Genomic DNA, 22,781 nt, shown 5'->3' with positions numbered 1-22,781 from the left:
ATCGGCCATGTGGCAGCGAAGTAAAACCCTGATTCTGGTGCTGGGGCTGTTGATGAGTTATCAGGCTCTGGCAGGCAGCGCCTGGGACAGCTACAAAGCGCGATTTTTGATGGCGGATGGTCGCATCATTGATACCGGCAACAACAGTGTGAGCCACACTGAGGGGCAGGGCTTCGCCATGATGATGGCGGTGCGCAATAACGATCGCGCCGGTTTTGACAAAATCTGGAACTGGACGAAAAAGAACCTGCAAAACCCACAGACGGGGCTGTTTTACTGGCGCTTCAACCCGGTGGCCGCCGATCCGATTATGGATAAAAACAATGCCACCGACGGCGATACCTTTATCGCCTGGGCGCTGTTAAAGGCGGGAACCCAGTGGAATGACAACAATTATCTGACCGCCTCGGACGCAATCACCAAATCGCTGCTGGCCCGCAACGTCATCAGCTTTGCCGGTTACCGCGTGATGCTGCCGGGGGCGAAAGGCTTTAACCTCAACAGCTACGTGAACCTTAACCCGTCCTATTTTATCTTTCCGGCATGGGAAGATTTCGCGAAGCGCAGTCATCTGACGGTATGGCGTGACCTGATTAATGACGGGCAGAAGCTGCTGGTGAAAATGCGCTTTGGCAATACCCAACTGCCGGCGGACTGGGTTTCTTTGTATGCCGACGGGCACGTGACCCCGGCGAAAGAGTGGCCTGCACGCTTTAGCTACGATGCGATCCGCGTGCCGCTGTATGTGAAGTGGTATCAGCCGACCAGCCCGTTAATGGCACCTTATACCGCCTACTGGGGACGTTTTGCCCGTAACCAGACACCTGCGTGGGTGAACATCACCACCAACGATCCGGCGCCTTATATGATGGAAGGCGGCCTGCTGGCGGTGCGTGATTTGGCGATGGGGCAACTCCCGGCAGGCGAGCCGCAGATTACGGCGCAGGAGGATTATTATTCTGCGAGTCTGAAGATGCTGGTGTCGCTGGCAAAATAGTTTTTATCCTGCCGTAGTCGGGATTCTGGAAAGCGCCTCGCAAGACTGAATTGCGGTGGCGCTTTTTGCTTTCTGTGGGGGAGAGCAGGGCGTAGAGTCAGCGCGTTGCAGAAGAAACTGCAGCCGGGCGCAGGAACCCGATCCAGTACAAGGTGACCCAGATTCACTTTCTGGTGTCCTGCCAGCGCCCCGATAAGATTATGGTGGCGCTGGCGGAGCAGCCGAAAGGCTGGCCGGTTGCCGTTGAGTTCCGGTTCCTGACCCTGTCAGCGCTGCCACTCCCCGCTGGCATACAGTTCTATGACCGGAAATACAGCTGTATCCTTTGATGTATACATTACTGAGTTAGTAAAGTTGTAGATCTTACCTTTCACGTGAACCGTAACCAGCCGCCCAATTTTTGTCACGAGGGCTGTACCTGTATCTGCCGTTAAAAAGGGTTTCATTTCACTCACGGCTTTAAGGGGATCGCCTGAAAGCTCTCCCGATAAGTAATAACGAAAGACATCAGATACGGTCGCGTTTCCTCCCTGATATTGCGTGACATAAAGCCAGGTGTTTTCATTCAGTTGTTTTGATGCGTACAAGCGATCGTCGTAAGGCTTGCCGAGCATATACTGGTAGATGGCGAAACATACCACCAGCAGAAGCAGAACAAGAGTCAGAGTACGGTGTAGGGTTTTAAGAACCGTGCTGTATCGCATAATCAATACCTTGCTTTATCCATTTTTGGGCTCTGGTTTTTGTGTTTGTAATCTCACGGACCACCATTTCTGGCTTTATTATCAAACCAGAAATAAGCAGTAGGGCATGCCATTCCTATGCACATTCTCGGTGCTTTGGCTTCTATTTAATCAGGGAGTTAACCAGGCAATACGATGATATATTTTTACGGAATGTAATTTTTTTATCTCAGCAGTTACCTTGATAGATTTCTATAATAATTACAGCCAGGTAATTTGATTTTTATATGTATTTATAATGTCTTAAAGAGGCGATAAGCGTTTAAAAAGCCAGGAACAGTGGTGAGTCGGCGAGAGAAAAAGAATGTTTATGGTTTGCTGATGAGGAGATAGAACGGCATGTTCACACATCAACTCAAACGAAAAGGGCTTAGCCAGTTACCTGTCTAAGCCCTTGAAATTTGGTGGCCCCTGCTGGACTTGAACCAGCGACCAAGCGATTATGAGTCGCCTGCTCTAACCACTGAGCTAAGGGGCCGTGGCGGAGGATTATAAAGTAACTCCTCGCTGCAATCCAGCCATACCCACCTGCCTGCTGTTTTTATAAACAATGCATTTTCAATCTTTTATACTTAGAGCATGAACCATTAAACAGGAGTAATCATGATCAACGACATACTTGCACCAGGACTGCGGGTGGTGTTCTGCGGTATTAACCCGGGCAAGTCCTCTGCCCACACCGGTTTTCACTTTGCCCATCCGGGAAATCGCTTCTGGAAGGTGATCTATCAGGCGGGGTTTACCGACAAGCTGCTGAAGCCGGAAGAGGAGCAACAGCTGCTGGATACGCGCTGTGGCATCACCATGCTGGTGGAACGGCCCACGGTGCAGGCGAGCGAGGTGAATCTGCATGAGCTGCGCAGCGGCGGGCGCGAGTTGATTAAGAAGATTGAGGACTACCAGCCTGCGGCGCTGGCGATTCTGGGCAAGCAGGCTTACGAGCAGGCGTTCAGCCAGCGTGGGGTGCAGTGGGGAAAGCAGAAGATTACCATCGGCGTGACGCAGGTATGGGTGCTGCCCAATCCGAGCGGGCTGAACAGGGCGACGCTGGATAAGCTGGTAGAGGCGTATCGGGAGCTGGATCAGGCGCTGGTGACACGGGGGCTGTGAAGCCTTCTGCGGCCTGATACCCTCACCCCGACCCTCTCCCACAGGTCGAGGGAGAAAAACGAGCCCCCTTCCACGGGAAGCGGCGGAAAGACGAGTTCTCTTCTATGGGGAGAGGGGGAAAGACGAATCCTCTTCCACGGGCGGGAGGGGGAAAGACGAGTCCTCTCTCATAGGGAAAGAACGAATCTCTTCCATTTCCATGGGAAGAAGAAACAAAAAAGCTCCCCGAAGGGAGCTTTTTTACGTTCAGGACGATTAGTCGTCCAGGAAGCTACGCAGCACTTCAGAGCGGCTCGGGTGGCGCAGTTTACGCAGCGCCTTCGCTTCGATCTGACGGATACGTTCGCGGGTCACGTCGAACTGTTTACCCACTTCTTCCAGCGTGTGGTCGGTGTTCATATCGATACCGAAACGCATACGCAGGACTTTCGCTTCACGGGCGGTCAGGCCAGCCAGTACGTCGTGCGTGGCGGCACGCAGGCTTTCGGTGGTCGCAGAGTCCAGCGGCAGCTCGAGGGTGGTATCCTCGATGAAATCACCCAGATGCGAATCTTCATCGTCGCCGATTGGCGTTTCCATGGAGATTGGCTCTTTGGCGATCTTCAGCACTTTGCGGATCTTGTCTTCCGGCATCAGCATGCGCTCGGCCAGCTCTTCTGGCGTCGGCTCGCGGCCCATCTCCTGCAGCATCTGGCGAGAAATACGGTTGAGCTTGTTAATGGTCTCAATCATATGCACCGGAATACGGATGGTGCGCGCCTGATCCGCGATAGAACGGGTGATAGCCTGACGGATCCACCAGGTTGCGTAGGTGGAGAACTTGTAACCACGACGGTATTCGAACTTATCAACCGCTTTCATCAGACCGATGTTACCTTCCTGAATCAGATCCAGGAACTGCAGGCCGCGGTTGGTGTATTTCTTGGCGATAGAGATAACCAGACGCAAGTTCGCTTCAACCATCTCTTTTTTCGCACGGCGGGCTTTCGCTTCACCGATGGACATACGACGGTTAATGTCTTTTACCTGCTCGATAGTCAGGCCGGTCTCTTCTTCAATCTGTTGCAGCTTCTGCAGACCACGGTGTACGTCTTCAGCCACATCACGCAGTTTTTCAGACCACGGTTTGTTCATCGCGATAGCCGCGTTGAACCAGGTTTCGCTGGTTTCGTTGCCGGTGAACAGGGTGATGAAGTTCTTCTTCGGCATTTTGCACTGTTCAACGCACATCTTCATGATGATGCGTTCCTGGGTACGGACGCGGTCCATCATGACGCGCATGCTGTTAACCAGGTAATCGAACTGTTTTGGCACCAGGCGGAACTGTTTGAACACTTCAGAAAGCTTCAGGATCTCTTCCTGAGCGGCAGCATGGCTACGGCCTTTGGCTTTAATGGTGTCGCGGGTCACTTCATACTGCGTACGCAGTTCAGCGAACTTCTCGCGCGCCAGTTCAGGGTCGATGCTGTTATCATCGTCGCTGCTGTCGTCGTCGCTCTCTTCTTCGTCTTCGTCTTCGTCATCGTCCATCTCTTCCTGAGACAGTTCAGAGCCGACGTGCGTCGCCGTAGGCGCCATGTCTTCTTCCGCGTTCGGATCGACAAAGCCGGTGATCAGATCGGACAGACGTGCTTCTTCTGCTTCCACACGATCGTACTGCTCGAGCAGATAGGTGATGGCTTCAGGGTACTCGGCAACAGAGCACTGAACCTGGTTGATCCCGTCTTCGATACGTTTAGCGATGTCAATTTCGCCTTCGCGGGTCAACAGTTCAACGGTACCCATTTCACGCATGTACATGCGCACCGGGTCTGTCGTGCGGCCGATTTCAGACTCAACGCTCGACAGAACCTGTGCAGCAGCTTCTTCTGCATCTTCGTCGGTGTTGTTTGAGTTTTCAGCAAGCAACAGATCATCGGCATCAGGGGCTTCTTCCATCACCTGAATACCCATGTCATTGATCATTTGGATGATGTCTTCGATCTGATCGGAGTCGACGATATCTTCCGGCAGATGGTCATTGACCTCGGCATAGGTCAGATAGCCTTGCTCCTTACCACGTTGGACAAGAAGTTTCAGCTGTGACTGCGGGTTTTGCTCCATAAGACGGTATCCACACTTATTCGTTTGATTGGTGTCGGCGATACGGCTGCCAACCTTTAAAGCGAGGGCGTACTTGTATTTTTGCCGCTGCCTCTCAGTGCGGCTGTCGGGATCTACCCGAACGGTATTCGGCACTTAAGCCGTTAAATTCATTTTCGGGCACGTGCTTCAGTAATCACACGCACCTCTTCGCGTTCGGCTGGCGTTAACCCGTGGGTTCGCGAGCGCGCGATCAATTCGGAAAGACGTAGCTCAAGCATCGAATCAAACATATGGTTGAGCGAGTCGGTGAAGGTCTCTTCAGCGATATCTTTATCTGCTATATCGTCCCACATCGACAGTTTTTCAAGGGTTGCGGACGCTTTTGTTCCGCGATAGTGCTCTAAAAGTTGCCCGGTGGTCAGACCTGGCTGAGAAAGACAAGTGTTGACCAGTTCTGCAAATAAGCCAAGTCCAGGCAGCTTTTCCTGATCCAGACCCGCCAGGGATGGCACTTTTGGCGCCAGTTCCGGGTTCTGTACCAGCAGTCCTATCAGTATACGCATGGTTGTGCGTTTTAGCTGAGGCGCGGGGCGAGCTGCTCCGCCATCCGCCTGCTTTGGCATTAAACGTTCAAGCTGACTGTCATCCAGGATGCCGAGTTTCTTACCCAGTTCCTGACGCAGATAGATGCGCAACGTTTCGCCGGGCACTTGAGTAATCAGCGGTAAGGCCAGGGTGCTCAGCTGAGCGCGACCATCCGGGGTACTCAAATCCACCTGCGGCATCAGGCTGTTAAACAGAAACGTGGAGAGCGGCTGAGCCTGCTCCATCCGCGCTTCAAATGCCGCTTTGCCCTCTTTACGCACCAGCGTATCGGGGTCTTCGCCGTCGGGCAGAAACATAAAGCGTAACTGGCGTCCGTCGGTCATATAAGGCAGCGCTGTCTCGAGCGCGCGCCAGGCGGCTTCGCGTCCGGCCCGGTCGCCGTCGTAGCAGCAGACCACGGTGTTGGTCACCCGGAACAGCAGCTGAATATGGTCGGCGGTGGTAGAGGTACCCAAAGACGCAACGGCATAGTTAATGTCGAACTGCGCCAGCGCCACCACATCCATATAGCCTTCGACCACCAACAGGCGCTGCGGTTCAGCGTTATCCTGCTGGGCTTCATACAGGCCATACAGCTGGCGGCCCTTATGGAAAATATCGGTTTCCGGGGAGTTGAGGTATTTCGGCAGGGCATCGCCCAGCACGCGGCCACCAAAACCAATAACCCGGCCACGCTTGTCGCGAATGGGGAACATCACCCGTTCGCGGAAGCGGTCATAGCTACGTCCCTTGTCATTAGTGACCAGCATGCCCGCGTCGATGAGGGATTTACGATCTTCGCTATTGCCGCCAAAACGCTTTAACACGTTATCCCAGCCGGGAGGGGCGTAACCAATAGCGAAACGCGCAATAACATCGTCGCTCAGTCCGCGCTTGTTCAGATATTGACGCGCAGGCTCAGCGGCAGGTTGCTTGAGAGACTGTTGGTAAAATGCGTTCAGGCCGTCCATCAGCTGATACAGCGTTTGTCGTTGATGACGCTCTATCTGACTTGGCCCACTGCCTGCTTCATACGGCACTTCAAGGTTGTGCATGGCTGCCAGCTCTTCGACGGTTTCAACGAACTCGAGCTTGTCGTAGTTCATCAAAAAGTCGACGGCGTTGCCGTGCGCGCCACAGCCGAAGCAGTGGTAGAACTGTTTTTCACCGTTTACGGTGAAAGAGGGGGTTTTTTCGTTATGGAATGGACAGCACGCATGGTAGTTCTTGCCCTGCTTCTTCAGCTTTACCCGCGCGTCGATGAGATCGACGATGTCGGTTCTGGCAAGCAGATCATTGATGAAAACGCGTGGGATTCGTCCAGCCATAGGCCCCGTGATTACACTTCATCCTTCAACTGATACAGTGTGAATGATTTTGTGTAAATTCTGATTCATAAACGAAAACAAGCCGCGCATTCCTTCCGGAAGCACGGCCTTACGACTACTACTCTGTCTGACAATTGAGGACGTGCGTCCTCAAAAGATTAGTACAGACGAGTACGGCGTGCGTTTTCGCGAGCCAGTTTCTTCGCGTGACGTTTCACAGCAGAAGCTTTAGCGCGCTTACGTTCAGTCGTTGGTTTTTCATAGAACTCACGACGACGAACTTCAGCCAGAACACCTGCTTTCTCGCATGAACGCTTGAAGCGACGCAGTGCTACGTCGAACGGCTCGTTTTCACGTACTTTAATTACCGGCATGTAACTCTCACCTTTATAAATTCGGTTTGCCGCTGGCATCAACGCCAGCTTATTTCAAAATGGTGCGGAATTTTACTGCAATTGCTGCTGCTTTGTAAAGCACCGCGGCCGTTTTTGAAAGGGACTTTTATAAGGGTGAGGAGTATACACGAAGAGAACTCCAGGGGTGAGGAAAGTTTTACATCAACCCGCCCAGGCTCTACACTGCGCGATATCTGAGTGAGGTAAAACAAGTCATGCGTGTACTGGGTATTGAAACGTCCTGCGATGAAACCGGCATCGCGATTTACGACGATGAAAAAGGGCTGGTCGCCAACCAACTGTATAGTCAGGTGAAATTACACGCTGACTACGGCGGCGTGGTGCCGGAGCTGGCCTCCCGCGACCATGTGCGTAAAACGGTGCCATTGATTCAGGCGGCGCTGAAAGAGGCGGGCTTAACGGCTAAGGATATCGATGCCGTGGCCTATACGGCCGGTCCCGGGCTGGTCGGCGCGCTGCTGGTCGGTGCCACTATTGGCCGTTCGCTGGCATTCGCATGGGATGTACCGGCAATCCCGGTTCACCATATGGAAGGGCATCTGCTGGCACCGATGCTGGAAGAGAATCCACCGGAATTTCCGTTCGTGGCGCTGCTGGTTTCCGGCGGCCATACCCAGCTGATCAGCGTCACCGGCATTGGTCAATATGAACTGCTGGGCGAATCCATTGACGATGCGGCGGGCGAAGCTTTCGATAAAACCGCCAAGCTGCTGGGGCTTGATTACCCGGGCGGCCCAATGCTGTCGAAAATGGCGTCGCAGGGGACGGAAGGGCGCTTCGTTTTCCCGCGTCCGATGACCGATCGTCCGGGTCTGGATTTCAGCTTCTCCGGGCTGAAAACCTTTGCGGCGAATACCATCCGTAATAATGCCGACGACGACCAGACTCGCGCGGATATCGCCCGTGCTTTTGAAGATGCGGTGGTGGATACCCTGATGATCAAGTGCAAGCGCGCGCTGGATCAGACGGGCTTTAAGCGTCTGGTGATGGCGGGTGGCGTTAGCGCCAACCGTACCCTGCGCGCGAAGCTGGCAGAGATGATGCAAAAGCGTCGCGGTGAAGTGTTCTATGCCCGCCCGGAATTTTGTACCGATAACGGGGCGATGATCGCCTATGCCGGGATGGTGCGCCTGAAGCCCGATGCCATGGCGGATCTGAGCGTCTCTGTACGTCCACGCTGGCCACTGGCTGAACTGCCGGCCGCCTGATGGAAGAAACCCGGATGTTAAAGCGCCATATCAAACATCCGGGTTTTCGCTAACAGACAATAGAGCTGGCAGCTGTTCTTCACCCCCAACTTTTCCATGGCCCGCATTTTATGGGCGCTCACGGTTTTAATGCTCAAATGCATACGCCGCGAGATATCCGTCAGGCTCAGCCCCCGACAAATCAAGCGCAGCACATCGGTCTCCCGGACGGACAGCGTCTCGTTCATCATTTTCCCGCCTTTAAAGAGGGCATTCATCAGGGTGCGCTCGACGTACACTTCGCCATCGATCACCGACTGTAGCGCCTGACTGAGGATTTTTTCATCGCTGTGGCGGCTGAGCCAGGCTTTCGCCCCTGCTTCCAGTGCGAGGCGGATCATCAGCGGATTGGTGTCGGGCGAGAGCATCATCACCTGCAGCGCCGGATAATGGCGGGTTAACCACTTAACCAGCGCCAGCCCCTCCATGCCGTTTTGCGGATCCCGCAGCGTATAGCCCAGCAACAAAATGTCGGGGGGGTCGCGTGCCAGCAACGCCAGAAGCTCGCCGACCGAGTCCGCTTCCCCACAAAAAGAGAGCGTCAGAGAGGCGTTGTTGCTGATCATGGCGCGGACACCCCGGCGAATCACGGTGTACTCATCCGCGATCACCATTTTCATTGTCATTGGATTTTCCTTAAGCGGTATTAATTATTTGCGCAGAAGGCGATTTTATATGGCGCGACTTCGGCTGGATTGCACGGGAAGCAATATTTTTATCCGCCACAGGGATTTGACATATTTCATATTAACGTGCCGCCAATGACGTTGATCCCGGGGAGAAGACCTGGCAGTCGAATTATTTGGACGGCACATTACCGGGCTATACATTGGATCTTTACATCCGTCATACCGGGGCGATCTCCGGCGGCACCTGATGAGCAGGGCGCCGCGGTAACTCAGCGCAACCGCCTGGCATTGCGCCAGGCTTGTTTACATCTTCAGCATTCCCTTCTCTTCCAGGAAGGCAATAATCGTCGCCAGACCGTTGCCCGCTTTCAGGTTGGTAAACGTCCATGGCCGTTCGCCACGCATACGGTTGGTGTCGCTCTCCATCACCGCCAGCGAAGCGCCGACATAGGGGGCCAGATCGGTTTTGTTGATCACCAGAAAATCAGATTTGGTGATCCCCGGCCCGCCCTTACGCGGGATCTTTTCCCCTTCCGCCACGTCGATCACATAGATCGTCAGATCCGCCAGCTCCGGGCTGAAGGTGGCGCTCAGGTTATCCCCGCCACTCTCGACAAAGATCAGATCCAGATTGCCAAATTTTTCACTCAGCGCTTCCACCGCCGCCAGGTTCATTGAGGCATCTTCGCGGATCGCGGTATGCGGGCAGCCGCCCGTTTCCACGCCGACAATGCGCTCCGGCTCCAGGGCGCCCGCTTCGGTGAGGATGCGCTGATCTTCTTTGGTGTAGATATCGTTGGTCACCACGGCCAGCTGATACTGGTCGCGCATCGCTTTACATAACGCTTCCAGCAGCGCGGTTTTACCCGAACCCACCGGGCCGCCGACGCCCACGCGCAGGGGATGTTTGTACTCAGACATAGAGACTCCTCAGGAACGGAATAACCGTGAATATTGGGTTTCGTGACGCGCCGAGGCGATGGCAGAGAGCGGCGTGGCCGCCCCCAACTGGTCATCGCGGCGCAAAAGCGCCTGCTCCAGCCCGCCGGCAAAATAATCGCAGAGGTCGATGATCAACAGCTGGGCCGCCTGCTGGCCAAAGGGCACGAGCTTAACGCCCGCCATTACCGCGCTCTCAATCCAGCTGTAGCCGAGGCTTAACGCCATCTCGCGCAGGTGAATGCCCCAGCGCACGCCGAGCCAGGCCATGCCGCACAGCTGGCTTTGCGAAAACAGCGGCAGCCAGTCGGGCGGGCAGTCCGTCTCCCAGCTTTTAATCAGACGGGTAAACGCCGCGCCGCGGTTGCGCTCCTCTTCGCGCAGCTCGCGGGTTTCACGGCAGGCGAGCAGGTACGCCGTCCAGCGTGAGGCCGCAGCGATATCCTGCTGCTCGCAGGCGTGATACAGACGTGAAAACAGCGGCAGATCGACGCAGAAAAAGCTCTGCTCCATCTGCTGACACTGCCAGGCTTTGAACGCCTCCGGGGTGGTGACCCAGCCTGCTTCCGTTGCCCACTCCAGCCCCTGCGACCAGGTAAACGACCCCACCGGCAGGCTGCTGCTGGCAAGCTGCATCAGACGCAGCTGGCGGGAGGGTTCCATCAGCTCATCAGCGCCAGCAGGGCAGAGGCGATCAGCCCACCGCCAAAGATTTTACGCAGCCCATCATGACGGCGCAGCAGCCTACCCGCAGCAAAGCTGACGCACAGCACGGCAGCGCTGGCGAGCATAAAGCCGCTGGTGAACAGCCAGAAGCTGTGGCCTGCCATCTCAACGCCGTGTGCCCAGCCGTGGAACATCGCCAGCGCCGGAACGGCCAGCAGCAGGCGGTTTTCAGTTTTGAACATCATCACGCCGCATACCGCCAGCGAGGCGATGATCAGCATCTCCATCCCGCCAAAACCGCCCAGCAGGCTACCCGCGATAGCACCGGTTAACATCATGCCGAGGGTGGCAAAGGGCATCAGCAGCTGGCGGCCACTCAACGCGGCAAGAACGCCCGCCCCGGTGAGCATCAGCAGATGGTCAAGACCGGTCAGGGGATGGAAAAAGCCTGCCTGAAAACTGTCAGCACCGTGACCGGGATGGGCCAGCGCGGGCAGCGAAAATGCCAGCAGCAGCAGGGGTAAGAACTTACGCATGAGGGATCCTTAATGTGAATGAGCGTGAGAGTGCGAATGTGAATGCGAATGCCCTTCGCTGGCGTACGCGCCCGCTTCGGGTTCAAAGGGCAGCCTGGCGAAGGTCACCTCCAGGTCGAACAGGTGCAGCATCTCATCCAGCACATGATCGTGGTGATAGCGCAGCTCGCCGGGCAGAATTTGCAGCGGCACGTGGCGGTTGCCCAGGTGATAGCAGGCGCGCGCCAGCAGGAACGGATCGGCGCAGCGCACCACCGACAGCGGCTCGGCGGCGGCAATTACCTCCACCACCTCACGCCCGTCTTCACTGGTGAGCAGGTCGCCGCCGCGCAGCAGCAAGCCGCGCGGCAATATCAGCCCCGCATCGCGCCCGTCGTCCAGAACCACGCGGGCGCGGCTTTTTACCCGCACATCAATCGGCAGCGTCACGCTCGCGGTAACGGGATGGGGATGGTCGAGGCGTTGGGTTAAGGTGATCATGAATCCTCCTCAGAACAGGAAATAGCGTTGCGCCATCGGCAGGATCTCTGCCGGTGCGCTGGTGATCAGTTCCCCGTCGATGCGCACCTCATAGGTTTGCGCATCGACGGTAATGTTGGGCTGCAGGCCGTTGTGGATCATGTCGGCCTTTTTCACCGTCCGGCAGCCTTTGACCGCCGCGGTGGCGCTCTGCAGGTTCAACTGCTGCGCGATGCCGTTATCGGCGGCGGCCTGCGAGAGAAACGTCAGGCGGGTGGCATGGCGGGCTGCGCCCAGCGCACCAAACATGGGCCGATAGTGCACCGGCTGCGGGGTGGGGATCGAGGCATTAATGTCGCCCATCGGCGCGCAGGCGATCATCCCGCCTTTAACGATGGTGGCGGGCTTGACGCCAAAGAAGGCGGGGGACCAGACCACCAGATCCGCCAGCTTCCCGGCCTCAATCGATCCGACCTCGTGGGCGATGCCGTGGGTCAATGCCGGGTTAATGGTGTACTTGGCGATATAGCGCTTCACCCGAAGGTTATCGTTATCGCCACGCTCTTCAGGCAGCGCGCCACGCTGCACCTTCATGCGATGCGCCACTTGCCAGGTGCGGATAATCACTTCGCCTACCCGGCCCATCGCCTGCGAATCCGACGAGGTGAGCGAGAAGGCACCGATGTCGTGCAGCACGTCCTCGGCGGCGATGGTCTCGCGGCGAATGCGTGATTCGGCGAAGGCCACGTCCTCAGCAATATCCGGGTCGAGATGGTGGCAAACCATCAGCATGTCCAGATGCTCGTCGATGGTGTTGATGGTGTACGGCAGCGTCGGGTTAGTGGAGGAGGGCAAAATGTTGGGGTGCGCACAGGCGGTGATAATATCCGGCGCATGGCCGCCGCCCGCCCCCTCGGTGTGGAAGGTATGAATAGTGCGCCCGGCAATGGCCGCCAGGGTGTCTTCGACAAACCCTGCCTCGTTAAGGGTGTCGCTGTGCAGCGCCACTTGGATATCCATCTCATCCGCCACCGTCAGAGAGCAGTCGATTGTCGCAGGGGTTGATCCCCAGTCCTCATGAATCTTCAGCCCGATCGCCCCGGCGGCCACCTGTTCGCGCAGGGCATCGGGATTTGAACCGTTGCCTTTGCCCAGCAGACCAACATTGACCGGCAGCGTGTCGGCGGCTTGTAACATGCGTGCGATGTACCATGGCCCCGGCGTGCAGGTGGTGGCGTGGGTGCCTGCGGCGGGACCGGTACCGCCACCAATCATGGTGGTCACGCCGGAGACCAGCGCCTCTTCGGCCTGCTGCGGGCAGATCCAGTGAATGTGGGTATCCACTCCGCCTGCGGTGACGATCTTGCCTTCGGCGGCAATCACCTCGGTGGCCGCGCCAATGGAGATGGTCACGCCGGGCTGAATATCCGGGTTACCGGCTTTACCGACGGCGACGATCCTGCCGTCCTTCACGCCGATATCGGCTTTGACGATCCCCCAGTGATCGACGATCAGGGCGTTGGTCAGAACCAGATCCACGCAGTCCCGGGCGGTCATCTGCCCCTGGCCCATGCCGTCGCGGATCACTTTGCCGCCGCCGAATTTGACCTCTTCGCCGTAGATCGTCAGATCCTGTTCCACCTCGATCCACAGGTCGGTATCGGCCAGCCGCACTTTATCGCCAGTGGTGGGGCCAAACATGTCGGCATAGGCCTGACGCGAGATCTCAGACATTGTTCACCTCGCCCATCACCTCGCCGCGAAAACCGACAATCCGTTGGGCGCCCGCTACCTGTACCAGCGTCACGGCGCGTTTCTGTCCGGGTTCAAAGCGCACGGCGGTACCGGCGGCAATGTTCAGCCGGTAGCCTTTGGTGGGTTCACGATCGAACTTCAGCGCCGGGTTTACTTCGTAAAAATGGTAATGGGATCCGACCTGGATCGGACGATCCCCATGATTCTCGACGATCGTGGTCAGGGTGTTGCGCCCGGCATTAATCACGATCTGTCCGGGTTGGATTTGATATTCGCCTGGGATCATATTGTGCCCCCTTACAGGATCGGATTGTGAACGGTGACCAGCTTGGAGCCGTCCGGGAAGGTGGCCTCCACCTGAATATCCGGGATCATCTCCGGCACGCCCTCCATCACCTGGCTGCGGTTCAGGACGTGGCGACCGGCTTCCATCAGCTCCGCCACTGTCTGCCCGTCACGTGCGCCTTCCATAATGAAGGCGCTGATCAGGGCCACCGATTCCGGGTAATTGAGCTTCACACCGCGGGCGAGACGGCGCTCGGCCACCAGCGCGGCGGTAAACAGCAATAGCTTGTCTTTTTCTCTGGGGGTCAGTTCCATCGTGCGTCTCTCAGGTGTGCCAGATTCGGGGCGAGCAGGGAGCTTTGGCGGTGAGTTGCGGGCGCAGGCGCTGCCAGATCTCGCGCATTGCCTGCTGGCAAATCAGGTTGTCATGGGCCAGAAAACGGATCGACAGCAAGCCGTCGGTGAGGGTGGCCCCCGCGAAGTGCTCCAGCGGGGCCAGTGCCTCGCGGGCTGCATCCAGCAGCGGTTCGGTTGCCGGGTAAAACAGCAGGGTGCCGATCCACGGGTGTTCCGCCACGGGCGTGAGATCGCCATCGGCCAGGTGCTGGCGCTCGATCAGCAGCGGCTCGCCCTCGATCCAGACCTCCAGGCGACTCTCAATGTGCCCATGGCTAAAGGTTTCGTTGATCACCGGGCGGCCGAGGCAAAACAGCTCCCAGGCCAGCAGGGTACTGCTGCGCTGCAAATGGAACACCGAGCGCAGCGCGGCATTGGCACCCGGAAAGAAAATGGTGTCCTGCGGTAGCCACTCCAGAATCGTGTGCTCGTCCAGGGTGAAGTGCTGATCGAGCCGCGCCAGCGCGCCGTTGCTGCGATAGAACTTGCTGGCGCCGGGCATGGTGATGAGCGCGTGGCTGCCGGCTGCAAGATGGACGTCGATCGTCAGTTCATCCCCGCCGACAATGCCACCCGGCGGGTGGAGCAGGTAGAGGTGGCAGGTTTCCTCTTCGGGATAAAACGGGCGTTGTACGGTGAGCGGCCCAACATGACGGGCAGAGTGAAGGAGGGTTTTTTCAGGGGTGTGACAAAACTGCAAAGCAAGCGATGCCTGCCAGCCTTTGACTGTTTTATCCACCATCTGAGTTGCTGACATGCTTCATCCATCTGCTCGCCATCGGGGTGTTTTTTAGTATGCCCTGGCGGAAATGAAGGCTGTCATATGAGTCACTTATGGATGGGGGGCTGTTTGCTAACTGTGTTGAATAATTTTGGGAGAATGGTGGAAGGGTTCCGTTCACTATGACTCTTCTGGTTTATGTACACCCCGCTGCGGTGAACGTGCAAAGGGGGCTTGCCGCCGCCCCCTTTGCAATCCCCGCGGCCCCGCGACGAAATCGGTGCTTCGCACTACGCTCACCTCCCGACCGGCTGCCTGCGGTCGGCTCAACTCGACATCCTGTCTCGATTCGCCTCTGGCCGCCATCCCTGGCGTCCAGCCCTTGTCATCCGGTCTCCGGTTCGCCGGTTTCAGCGGGGACTCAACACCCGTGCCACATTCAAACCGCAGAGAAGGTTGAGGGAGCGAAAGTCCGGCTGAAAATCGCTGAGGCGTTGACCGCAGGCCGGGGCGAGGCGCAGGGATGCGCCAAGAGGGCGTGACCTACAGGGATGTAGGATCACGCCCGACCCGATAGCCGAAGGGAATAAGCCGAAGGCATCGCGAAGCGACGATTTTCTTTGCCGGGAGCCGGGATTGTTAAGGGGGCGGCGGCAGCCCCCTTAACACGTTCACCGCAGCGGATTACACATAAAGCAGAGGAGTGAAAGTGAACGGAACGATTCCACTCCTTTAAAAGACAAATTACCTTAAAACAAACAGTTAATTTAAAATAAAATACTTCCCGATTTAAAAGGGTAACCTACCGATAATCCTCAGCATCAATATCATACCCGGATGGCTCCCAGCGGATCGCCAGCAGCGAAACCAACCCAATCAGCGGCGCAAGGGCGATGACCCAGAAAACAGCGGTATCCATTGAGGCCACCAGCAGCGGGAACATAAACAGCGACAGCGTCGAGCTGCTGCGCATCAGCGTCTGGTTCAGCCCCACGCCGACACCGCGCAGCGAGGTCGGGTAGCTGAGCGAAGCAAACGCCATGGTATGTGCCCCCGGCCCAAAGCCCTGGCCGAACAGGAACAGCGCCAGCATTGCCACTGCCGTAACCCCTTCCGCAACGCCTTCCGGGCGACCAATAATCGCCAGCCCCAGCAGGGCGGTCAGCTGACAGGCATAACCCGCCAGCGACATCCGCCATGCGCCAAAGCGCGGAACCAGCCGCACCGCCAGCAGACCACCGACAAACGCGAACAGCAAGTTCAGGGCCAGCGAGATCAGAATGGTGGTCAGCATCGACTGCACAAAGAAGCTGGAAATAATCACCGGCAGGCCAAAGGCCACCGCGTTATAGGCGAAGGACGACACGATCGACAGTAGCGTGGCCAGCATAGTGCGGCGCAGATAGACCCCGCGGAACAGATTCAGGTAGTTACTCCAGCTGGCTTTATTCACCACCGGCGCGGGCTGGTTGAGCGCCTCCTGCGGCACGTGGGCATTAATGTTGTAAGCCTTGCGCAGAATGGATGCAGCCTCTTTCAGGTTACCCTGATTCGCCGCCCATACCGGTGACTCGCTCATATACTTGCTGCGGATCGCGATAATCACCAGCGCGGGGATCGCCCCGAAGCCGAGGATAATCCGCCACAGCCAGTCGCTGTGCGTTTCTGGCAGCACGGCATAAAAGAAGAGCACCAGCAGATAAGAGATGCTGATGGCGGCATACCAGGTGGGACACCACATCGCGACGCTGGCGGCTTTGTTGCCGGGGCCTTTCAGCCTGGCGAACTCGCTTAAGAAGGCCATCGCCACAGGAAGATCGATCCCCACCCCCAGCCCCATGACAAAGCGCGCCCCAGCCAGCACGTACTCGTTTGGGGCAAACGCACAGGCGATAGCCGCGACCACAAAGAAGACCATGTCGGCCATAAAGACCCGGTAACGACCGATTTTATCCGTCAGGTAGCCGCCAATCAGCGCCCCGACAATGGCGCCGAACGTGATCGCCGAGGCCACCATGCCGGTACCGGCAGGCGTAAGGTTAAATTCGCGGGTAATGTCTTTGATGCCGAACGCCAGCGCCCCCAGGTCGTAGGCATCCAGAAAGATACCGCCCAGCGCAATGCCGATGACGATGCGGGCATTGGCCCGGCCCTGTGAACCTTCATTGACCATTTGGGTGACATCCGCTGCGTTACGGACCCATTTGATCTCCCCGTCGGGAGCTTTTCCTGCCGTTGCAAGCGAAGTTGAATCAGTGATCTCTGTCATTTTCTTATGTTGTGTTGGCTGTACGAACAAAAAGAGTACTCACAGCAAGAAAACGATCTAAATCACATTTGGTTATAAGGCATAACTAAGGGGTTGAGGCGCAAGGGGCTTTACTGCGGCTCTTTCTTTTTTCTCTTCAGCCTGGCCCAGATCTTGGTCTCCTGACGACGCCACAGGCGCTGGATGTTGTCATGATGACGCAGCAGAATCAGGCAGGAGAGCATCGACACCGGGAAGGTGAACTGCGGTTTGAACCACCAGACATAAAACGGGGCAACCAGCGCGCTGACGATAGCGCCAAGAGAGGAGTAGCCGCTGAGCAACACGCTGAGCAGCCAGGTGCCGGCCATTACGCCGGTCAAATCCCAGCCAATGGGGGCGATGGCACCAAATGCGGTGGCCACGCCTTTACCGCCTTTGAAACCAAAGAATACCGGCCAGATGTGGCCCAGACAGGCAGCGATAGCAATCAGCCCCAGCCAGAACGGCGTAACGCCCAGTGCATACGCACCCCAGACGGGAAGCATGCCTTTCAGGACGTCAAAAATCAGAACCGCTACGGCTGCTCCTTTGCCGCCAATTCGTAGTACATTGGTCGCCCCCGGATTCCCGGATCCGTTCTCACGTGGATCGGGTAAGCCAGCGATACGGCAGACCAGAATGGCGCTGGAAATTGAGCCGCAAAGGTAAGCAAGGAGGATCATTCCAGGCGCGATTGCACTCATAACGCTGTTCCGTTTTGAAAATATCGTTTTGTACTTAGCATCTGTGGATAATACGCATAATTCGCCGGGAGTGGTATCCGGTTTAGCCAAAAACCAGGCAGGTCGTGATGGATATAGTATTTATAGAGCAACTTTCGGTAATCACCACTATCGGGGTGTATGACTGGGAACAGACCATCGAACAGAAGTTAGTGTTCGATATCGAAATGGGCTGGGATAATGTCGCCGCAGCGAAAAGCGATGATGTGAACGACTGTCTGAGCTATGCCGACGTCAGTGAAGCGGTCATCAGCCACGTGGAAGGCCAGCGTTTTGCGTTGGTGGAGCGCGTGGCGGAAGAGGTGGCAGAACTGCTGCTCAGCCGCTTTAATTCCCCCTGGGTGCGCATCAAGGTCAACAAGCCGGGCGCGGTGGCGCGGGCGGCGAATGTGGGCGTCATCATTGAGCGTAGCAAAAATCTGAAAGAAAACATTTAACGGTATAATAGTTAAACCATTTCCTGTTAAATCAGTCTTACAGCTGTTCCTTCTGTGGTTACCCCTTGGGTAACCCGTTTTTTTCTGTCTTTTTAGGGGTTTATTGATGAGCGATATGCACTCCCTGCTGGTGGCAGCAATACTGGGTGTGGTCGAAGGATTGACAGAGTTTTTGCCGGTTTCCAGTACGGGCCACATGATTATTGTGGGCCATCTGCTGGGGTTTGAGGGCGAAACGGCGAAAACCTTTGAGGTGGTGATCCAGTTAGGATCCATTCTGGCGGTGGTGGTGATGTTCTGGCGCCGTCTGTTCGGGCTGATTGGCATTCACTTTGGCCACCCGCCGCATGAAGGATCCGGCAAAGGGCGGTTGACCCTGCTGCACATTCTGCTCGGGATGATCCCGGCGGTGGTGCTGGGGCTGGTGTTGCACGACACCATCAAATCACTGTTTAACCCGATAAACGTCATGTACGCGCTGGTGGTTGGTGGCGTTCTGCTGATTGCCGCCGAACTGCTAAAGCCGAAAGAGCCGCGCGCGCCAGGTCTGGACGATATGACCTACCGTCAGGCGTTTATGATTGGCTGCTTCCAGTGTCTGGCGCTGTGGCCGGGCTTCTCCCGCTCCGGGGCGACCATTTCAGGTGGGATGCTGATGGGCGTAAGCCGCTATGCGGCCTCTGAGTTCTCGTTCCTGCTGGCAGTGCCGATGATGATGGGTGCGACCGCGCTCGATCTCTACAAGAGCTACCACTTCCTGACCGCGGGCGACATCCCGATGTTTGCCGTGGGCTTTATCACCGCCTTTATCGTGGCGCTGGTGGCTATCAAAACCTTCCTGCAGCTGATCAAGCGCATCTCGTTTATCCCGTTCGCCATCTATCGCTTTATCGTGGCGGCCGCGGTCTACGTGGTCTTCTTCTGACGGGTTGCCCTCAGTCTTTTGGCTGGGGGCAACGCTGTTCTTTCCAGTCGGCTACCGCCTGAATCCGTCGTTTGGTTAACTCTTCCCGAATCTCTGCTCCTTTAAATCCGGCCTCGACCACCGCCTTTGTCGGCACCGCTTTTGCCACCTCCCAGGCTTCACGCAGCAGTCGCCCCTGCGGGTAATCGCTGGCTTCAAACCCGGTGCGCCCGCGCACGTCGGCTTCGCTGGTCAGGGCGATCTGTTCCACGCGCTGCGGCTTGCGCCAGGCGTCGATGTTGTCGAACAGCTTGACGATGGTGGCCGGTTTAAGGATCGGGAACGTGTGGATCAGGTCATGAAACTCGGCGACCAGCTTCGCCAGATCGCGGATCTCGTTCGGCACCCGCATGCGCTGACAGACCTTTTCAACCAGTCTGACGCCCGCCGGTCCGTGGCCGTGATGGCGCGGCCACAGTTCAGGGGGCGTTAAGCCTTTGCCGAGGTCGTGACAGAGGGTGGCGAAGCGCACGTCCACTTCCGGGCTAAGCATCGCCGCCATGCTTAAGGTCATCAGGGTATGGATGCCAGTATCGATTTCCGGGTGCCACTTCGCCGGGGCGGGCACGCCAAACAGCGCGTCCACTTCCGGGAACAGCACCTTCAGCGCCCCGCAGTCGCGTAGCACCTGGAAGTAAACCTGTGGATTGCGGGTGGTGAGTGCATTCTCGGTCTCTTTCCACACGCGCTCCGGCGTGAGGTGCTCCAGCTCGCCCGCGTCGGTCATGGACGTCATCAGCGCCATGGTTTCGTCAGCGATGCGGAAGTTCAGATGGGCATAGCGGGCAGCAAAGCGCGCCACGCGCAGCACGCGTAGCGGATCTTCAGAAAAAGCCGGGGACACATGGCGCAGGATGCGGTTTTGCAGATCCTGTTTACCGCCGTAAGCATCGACGATATGGCCTTGTTCATCTTGCGCGAGAGCGTTAATGGTCAGATCGCGGCGCTGCAAATCGTCTTCGAGGGTAACGTCAGGATCGGCATGGCAGATAAAACCGGTATAGCCGACGCCGGATTTGCGTTCGGTACGCGCCAGAGCATACTCCTGGCGGCTTTGCGGGTGCAGGAACACAGGAAAATCGCGGCCTACCTGCTGGTAACCCGCGTCAAGCATTGCCTGGGGGGTGGCGCCCACCACCACCCAGTCTTTATCTTTGACCGGCAGACCTAACAACGCATCACGAACCGCACCACCGACCAGATAAATCTTCACGCCACACTCTCCCGTATCAAATATTGGCAAAATAATACGTAAGTGTGGCAGAGATGGCGACTTAGTTCATCCAACGGTCTTTACGTTTACGGCTCGGCACCAGATGCGGCAGCACCAGACCCAGCAGCAGACCCATCCCCAGCACGCCGCCGCCATACATAAACCACTGCATGATGATGGTGCGTTGTTTGTCATCCAGCTGCAGATTGGCCGCGCTTACCTTCTTCTGGGCGACGATCAGCTCGTTTTTCAGCTTCTGGTTCTCATCTTTGAGACCGTTGATCACTCCGTCGCTCTGCGCCACTTTCTGCTGCATTTCAGCGGTGCGCTGGTTCCAGGTGGCGTCGATATTGGTCAGCTTATCGGTCAGGGTTTTGACCTGGTTTTCCAGATCCGGCACGCGGGTGCGCAGGCTCGGGTCGGTGCTAAGCTCTTTCAGGGGGATCCAGGCGGTACGGCCGCTGCTGTCGCGGACCTGGCCATAGTTGGATTCCGCGTTGCTCTGTAACAGCACCACTTCCTCGCCGGCATTAATCGTGCCCACGAGGCGATAATTGTCACCCGGACCGCTGCGTACCCAGGTATTCAGTTCGTCAGAAACGTAGCGTTTCTCTTCAGCGTGGACTACTGTCGCGGCGCTAAAGGCAAGTAATGTCAGTCCGATCAGGCGTAATTTAAGCATCAGTCAGTCGTTATTTTCATAAAAAGTGGAACGATATTAGTGGTTACAGTCTTCAGGCGCAAAGGATTCGTCAGCATTCGGATTCCTCTGGGCTTTGACGGCCACTGTAGCAAACTTTACGCCCGTCAAATTGCCCATTGCGTGGCAATCTGGCGCAAAATACTATCTACTGACAAAAATGTGGCGAGTAAGTTCGCCGTAATTTACCCCGCAATGTTGCAATCAAAAGAACAAGGCCATGGCTCAGGAAATCGAATTAAAGTTTATCGTTGAAAGCGGCAGTGTTGATGCGCTGCGAACTCATCTGCATCAGCTGACCGGTGAGCATCATGCGCCGGTGCAACTGCAAAACATCTATTACGAAACGCAGGACCTGTGGCTGCGCCGTCATGACCGTGGCCTGCGCATCCGTGGCGTTGACGGGCGTTACGAGATGACCATGAAAATCGGTGGGCGCGTGGTAGGCGGCCTGCATCAGCGCCCGGAATACAATATTGATATCAACCAGCCTGAGCTGGAGCTGGAGCGGTTCCCGACGGAAGTTTGGCCAGAAGGCACCTTGCCTGACGGGCTGGCAGAGCGCGTTAAGCCGCTGTTCAGTACCGATTTCGCGCGTGAAAAGTGGCTGGTAAATGAAGGTAAAAGCCGAATCGAAATCGCCCTCGACCTGGGCGAGGTGAAAGCCGGTGAGTTTCAGGAGCCGATCTGCGAGCTGGAACTGGAGCTGCTGGAAGGCCACGCCGAAGACGTGCTGAAGCTGGCCCGTAAGCTGGTTACCCAGAGCGGCCTGCGTCAGGGCAGCCTGAGTAAAGCCGCCCGCGGCTATCATCTGGCCCAGGGCAACGAGCCGCGTCTGCTGAGACCGACCGAGATTATGCGCATCGCGCCGAAATCTTCGGTCGAGCAGGGCTTTGAAGCCTCGCTGGAGCTGGCGCTGAGCCAGTGGCAATACCACGAGGAGCTATGGGCCCGCGGCGTGAAGGGGGCGAAAGCCGAGGTGCTGGCAGCGATGGCGCTGGTGCGTCACAGCCTCACCCTGTTTGGCGGCATCGTGCCGCGTAAAGCAAGCGCCCACTTACGCGATCTGCTGACCCAGGTCGAAGCCCTGATGGCCTCTGAGGTGTCTGCCGAGACGGCGATCTACAGCCCGCAAACCGCGACAGCAAAACTGACCCTGACCGAGTTTCTGGTTACCCGCGGCTGGCGCACCTTCCTTGATGCGAAGGCACAGGGCAAAATTGACGACTCCTTTAAGCGTTTTGCGGATGTCCACTTGTCCCGCCACGCCGCTGAACTGAAAACCATCTTCGGCCATCCGCTGGGGGATCAGTATGGCGATCAGCTGATTCGTCTGGCGCGTAACATCGACAGCATTCTTCTGCTGTCAGGAGCCTATGACGGCCCGCAGGCCCGCGCATGGCTGGAGAACTGGCAAGGGTTGCTGTATGCCATTAAGACCCGTCAGCACATTGAAATTGAGCATTTCCGCAACGAAGCCATTTCGCAGGAGCCATTCTGGCTGCACAGCGGAAAACGTTAACGCAGGCAAGGAACC

23 protein-coding genes, 1 tRNA gene and 1 pseudogene are annotated in these 22,781 nt (G+C 56.9%); 7 read left to right on the top strand and 18 right to left on the bottom strand.

Annotated elements, in window-relative coordinates; all coding sequences use genetic code 11:
- Nucleotides 1–7: 7 nt before the first annotated feature.
- Complete coding sequence (locus ACF8PE_RS04950) at nucleotides 8–997, top strand: glycosyl hydrolase family 8 (RefSeq protein WP_148569619.1); 990 nt, start codon at nucleotides 8–10, stop codon at nucleotides 995–997.
- Nucleotides 998–1,107: 110 nt separating this feature from the next.
- Nucleotides 1,108–1,326, top strand: a pseudogene (locus tag ACF8PE_RS04945) (ash family protein); the annotation flags it as partial.
- Here the strand turns inward: ACF8PE_RS04945 and ACF8PE_RS04940 are convergent.
- Both ACF8PE_RS04940 and ACF8PE_RS04935 read right to left on the bottom strand, forming a co-directional pair.
- Nucleotides 1,264–1,701 (bottom strand): hypothetical protein, encoded by a 438-nt coding sequence (locus ACF8PE_RS04940; RefSeq protein ID WP_392494655.1) that lies wholly within the window; start codon nucleotides 1,699–1,701, stop codon nucleotides 1,264–1,266. The pseudogene ACF8PE_RS04945 and the gene ACF8PE_RS04940 sit on opposite strands and share 63 nt — an antisense overlap.
- Nucleotides 1,702–2,142: 441 nt before the next feature.
- Nucleotides 2,143–2,218: transfer RNA gene (locus ACF8PE_RS04935), tRNA-Ile, on the bottom strand.
- A gap of 125 nt (nucleotides 2,219–2,343) precedes the next feature.
- Between ACF8PE_RS04935 and mug the strand changes: the two genes are divergently transcribed.
- Nucleotides 2,344–2,850 (top strand): G/U mismatch-specific DNA glycosylase, encoded by a 507-nt coding sequence (gene mug / locus ACF8PE_RS04930; RefSeq protein ID WP_032614250.1) that lies wholly within the window; start codon nucleotides 2,344–2,346, stop codon nucleotides 2,848–2,850.
- Between the two features lie 255 nt (nucleotides 2,851–3,105).
- Here the strand turns inward: mug and rpoD are convergent, their stop codons facing one another.
- From rpoD to rpsU, 3 genes are all read right to left on the bottom strand, one after another.
- Nucleotides 3,106–4,995, bottom strand: coding sequence for an RNA polymerase sigma factor RpoD (rpoD, locus tag ACF8PE_RS04925; protein ID WP_223263946.1), 1,890 nt, complete (start codon nucleotides 4,993–4,995; stop codon nucleotides 3,106–3,108).
- 107 nt (nucleotides 4,996–5,102) lie between these two features.
- Nucleotides 5,103–6,848: a DNA primase gene (gene dnaG / locus ACF8PE_RS04920; protein WP_032614246.1), complete on the bottom strand. Its 1,746-nt coding sequence runs from the start codon at nucleotides 6,846–6,848 to the stop codon at nucleotides 5,103–5,105.
- 158 nt (nucleotides 6,849–7,006) lie between these two features.
- Nucleotides 7,007–7,222, bottom strand: coding sequence for a 30S ribosomal protein S21 (gene rpsU, locus ACF8PE_RS04915; RefSeq protein ID WP_001144069.1), 216 nt, complete (start codon nucleotides 7,220–7,222; stop codon nucleotides 7,007–7,009).
- Nucleotides 7,223–7,458: 236 nt separating this feature from the next.
- Here rpsU and tsaD point away from each other — a divergent pair, with 236 nt between their 5' ends.
- The gene (gene tsaD, locus ACF8PE_RS04910) at nucleotides 7,459–8,472 is read left to right on the top strand and encodes a tRNA (adenosine(37)-N6)-threonylcarbamoyltransferase complex transferase subunit TsaD (RefSeq protein ID WP_392494654.1); all 1,014 of its coding nucleotides are present in this window, start codon (nucleotides 7,459–7,461) and stop codon (nucleotides 8,470–8,472) included.
- Nucleotides 8,473–8,489: 17 nt separating this feature from the next.
- On the opposite strand, the gene ACF8PE_RS04905 is transcribed toward tsaD, so the two are convergent.
- The 11 genes from ACF8PE_RS04905 to plsY form a co-directional block, all read right to left on the bottom strand.
- Nucleotides 8,490–9,137 carry a LuxR C-terminal-related transcriptional regulator gene (locus ACF8PE_RS04905; protein ID WP_392494653.1) on the bottom strand — a complete coding sequence of 216 codons (648 nt, stop codon included), beginning with the start codon at nucleotides 9,135–9,137 and terminating at the stop codon, nucleotides 8,490–8,492.
- Nucleotides 9,138–9,443: 306 nt separating this feature from the next.
- On the bottom strand, nucleotides 9,444–10,061 hold the full coding sequence (ureG, locus tag ACF8PE_RS04900) for an urease accessory protein UreG (protein WP_059307189.1): 618 nt from the start codon (nucleotides 10,059–10,061) through the stop codon (nucleotides 9,444–9,446).
- Nucleotides 10,062–10,070: 9 nt separating this feature from the next.
- Nucleotides 10,071–10,742, bottom strand: coding sequence for an urease accessory protein UreF (locus ACF8PE_RS04895; RefSeq protein WP_392494652.1), 672 nt, complete (start codon nucleotides 10,740–10,742; stop codon nucleotides 10,071–10,073).
- Nucleotides 10,742–11,281, bottom strand: coding sequence for a HupE/UreJ family protein (locus ACF8PE_RS04890; protein ID WP_103792824.1), 540 nt, complete (start codon nucleotides 11,279–11,281; stop codon nucleotides 10,742–10,744). Before ACF8PE_RS04890 ends, ACF8PE_RS04895 begins: the two co-directional genes overlap by 1 nt.
- A 9-nt stretch (nucleotides 11,282–11,290) precedes the next feature.
- On the bottom strand, nucleotides 11,291–11,761 hold the full coding sequence (ureE, locus tag ACF8PE_RS04885) for an urease accessory protein UreE (RefSeq protein ID WP_032614233.1): 471 nt from the start codon (nucleotides 11,759–11,761) through the stop codon (nucleotides 11,291–11,293).
- 9 nt (nucleotides 11,762–11,770) lie between these two features.
- Nucleotides 11,771–13,474: an urease subunit alpha gene (ureC, locus tag ACF8PE_RS04880; protein ID WP_392494651.1), complete on the bottom strand. Its 1,704-nt coding sequence runs from the start codon at nucleotides 13,472–13,474 to the stop codon at nucleotides 11,771–11,773.
- The gene (locus tag ACF8PE_RS04875; RefSeq protein ID WP_117386415.1) at nucleotides 13,467–13,781 is read right to left on the bottom strand and encodes an urease subunit beta; all 315 of its coding nucleotides are present in this window, start codon (nucleotides 13,779–13,781) and stop codon (nucleotides 13,467–13,469) included. The genes ureC and ACF8PE_RS04875 overlap by 8 nt, the downstream gene beginning before the upstream one ends.
- Before the next feature lie 11 nt (nucleotides 13,782–13,792).
- Nucleotides 13,793–14,095: an urease subunit gamma gene (locus tag ACF8PE_RS04870; RefSeq protein ID WP_032614226.1), complete on the bottom strand. Its 303-nt coding sequence runs from the start codon at nucleotides 14,093–14,095 to the stop codon at nucleotides 13,793–13,795.
- Nucleotides 14,096–14,105: 10 nt separating this feature from the next.
- Nucleotides 14,106–14,933, bottom strand: a complete 828-nt coding sequence (locus ACF8PE_RS04865; protein ID WP_103792827.1) for an urease accessory protein UreD — start codon at nucleotides 14,931–14,933, stop codon at nucleotides 14,106–14,108.
- A gap of 766 nt (nucleotides 14,934–15,699) precedes the next feature.
- A complete protein-coding gene (locus ACF8PE_RS04860; RefSeq protein ID WP_392494650.1) occupies nucleotides 15,700–17,166 on the bottom strand; it encodes an MFS transporter in 1,467 nt (488 codons plus the stop codon).
- Nucleotides 17,167–17,276: 110 nt separating this feature from the next.
- A complete protein-coding gene (gene plsY / locus ACF8PE_RS04855; protein WP_032614221.1) occupies nucleotides 17,277–17,891 on the bottom strand; it encodes a glycerol-3-phosphate 1-O-acyltransferase PlsY in 615 nt (204 codons plus the stop codon).
- Nucleotides 17,892–17,998: 107 nt separating this feature from the next.
- Here plsY and folB point away from each other — a divergent pair, with 107 nt between their 5' ends.
- Together folB and bacA are read left to right on the top strand one after the other, a co-directional pair.
- The gene (gene folB, locus ACF8PE_RS04850; RefSeq protein ID WP_392494649.1) at nucleotides 17,999–18,367 is read left to right on the top strand and encodes a bifunctional dihydroneopterin aldolase/7,8-dihydroneopterin epimerase; all 369 of its coding nucleotides are present in this window, start codon (nucleotides 17,999–18,001) and stop codon (nucleotides 18,365–18,367) included.
- Nucleotides 18,368–18,473: 106 nt separating this feature from the next.
- Nucleotides 18,474–19,292 carry an undecaprenyl-diphosphate phosphatase gene (gene bacA / locus ACF8PE_RS04845; RefSeq protein WP_032614219.1) on the top strand — a complete coding sequence of 273 codons (819 nt, stop codon included), beginning with the start codon at nucleotides 18,474–18,476 and terminating at the stop codon, nucleotides 19,290–19,292.
- Nucleotides 19,293–19,302: 10 nt separating this feature from the next.
- On the opposite strand, the gene ACF8PE_RS04840 is transcribed toward bacA, so the two are convergent.
- Both ACF8PE_RS04840 and ACF8PE_RS04835 read right to left on the bottom strand, forming a co-directional pair.
- Nucleotides 19,303–20,544: a multifunctional CCA addition/repair protein gene (locus tag ACF8PE_RS04840; RefSeq protein WP_392494648.1), complete on the bottom strand. Its 1,242-nt coding sequence runs from the start codon at nucleotides 20,542–20,544 to the stop codon at nucleotides 19,303–19,305.
- 61 nt (nucleotides 20,545–20,605) lie between these two features.
- Nucleotides 20,606–21,226 carry a TIGR04211 family SH3 domain-containing protein gene (locus tag ACF8PE_RS04835; protein WP_032614215.1) on the bottom strand — a complete coding sequence of 207 codons (621 nt, stop codon included), beginning with the start codon at nucleotides 21,224–21,226 and terminating at the stop codon, nucleotides 20,606–20,608.
- Between the two features lie 238 nt (nucleotides 21,227–21,464).
- On the opposite strand from ACF8PE_RS04835, the gene ACF8PE_RS04830 reads away from it, so the two are divergent.
- Nucleotides 21,465–22,766, top strand: coding sequence for an inorganic triphosphatase (locus ACF8PE_RS04830; protein WP_150872497.1), 1,302 nt, complete (start codon nucleotides 21,465–21,467; stop codon nucleotides 22,764–22,766).
- Nucleotides 22,767–22,781: the final 15 nt, after the last annotated feature.

The sequence above is a fragment of the Leclercia sp. GLN_9 genome, assembly GCF_043105735.1.
GTDB classification, from domain to species: Bacteria; Pseudomonadota; Gammaproteobacteria; order Enterobacterales; family Enterobacteriaceae; genus Enterobacter; species Enterobacter adecarboxylatus.
Note: the sequence above shows the minus strand (reverse complement) of the source record. Positions and strands in the feature narration are given on the sequence as shown.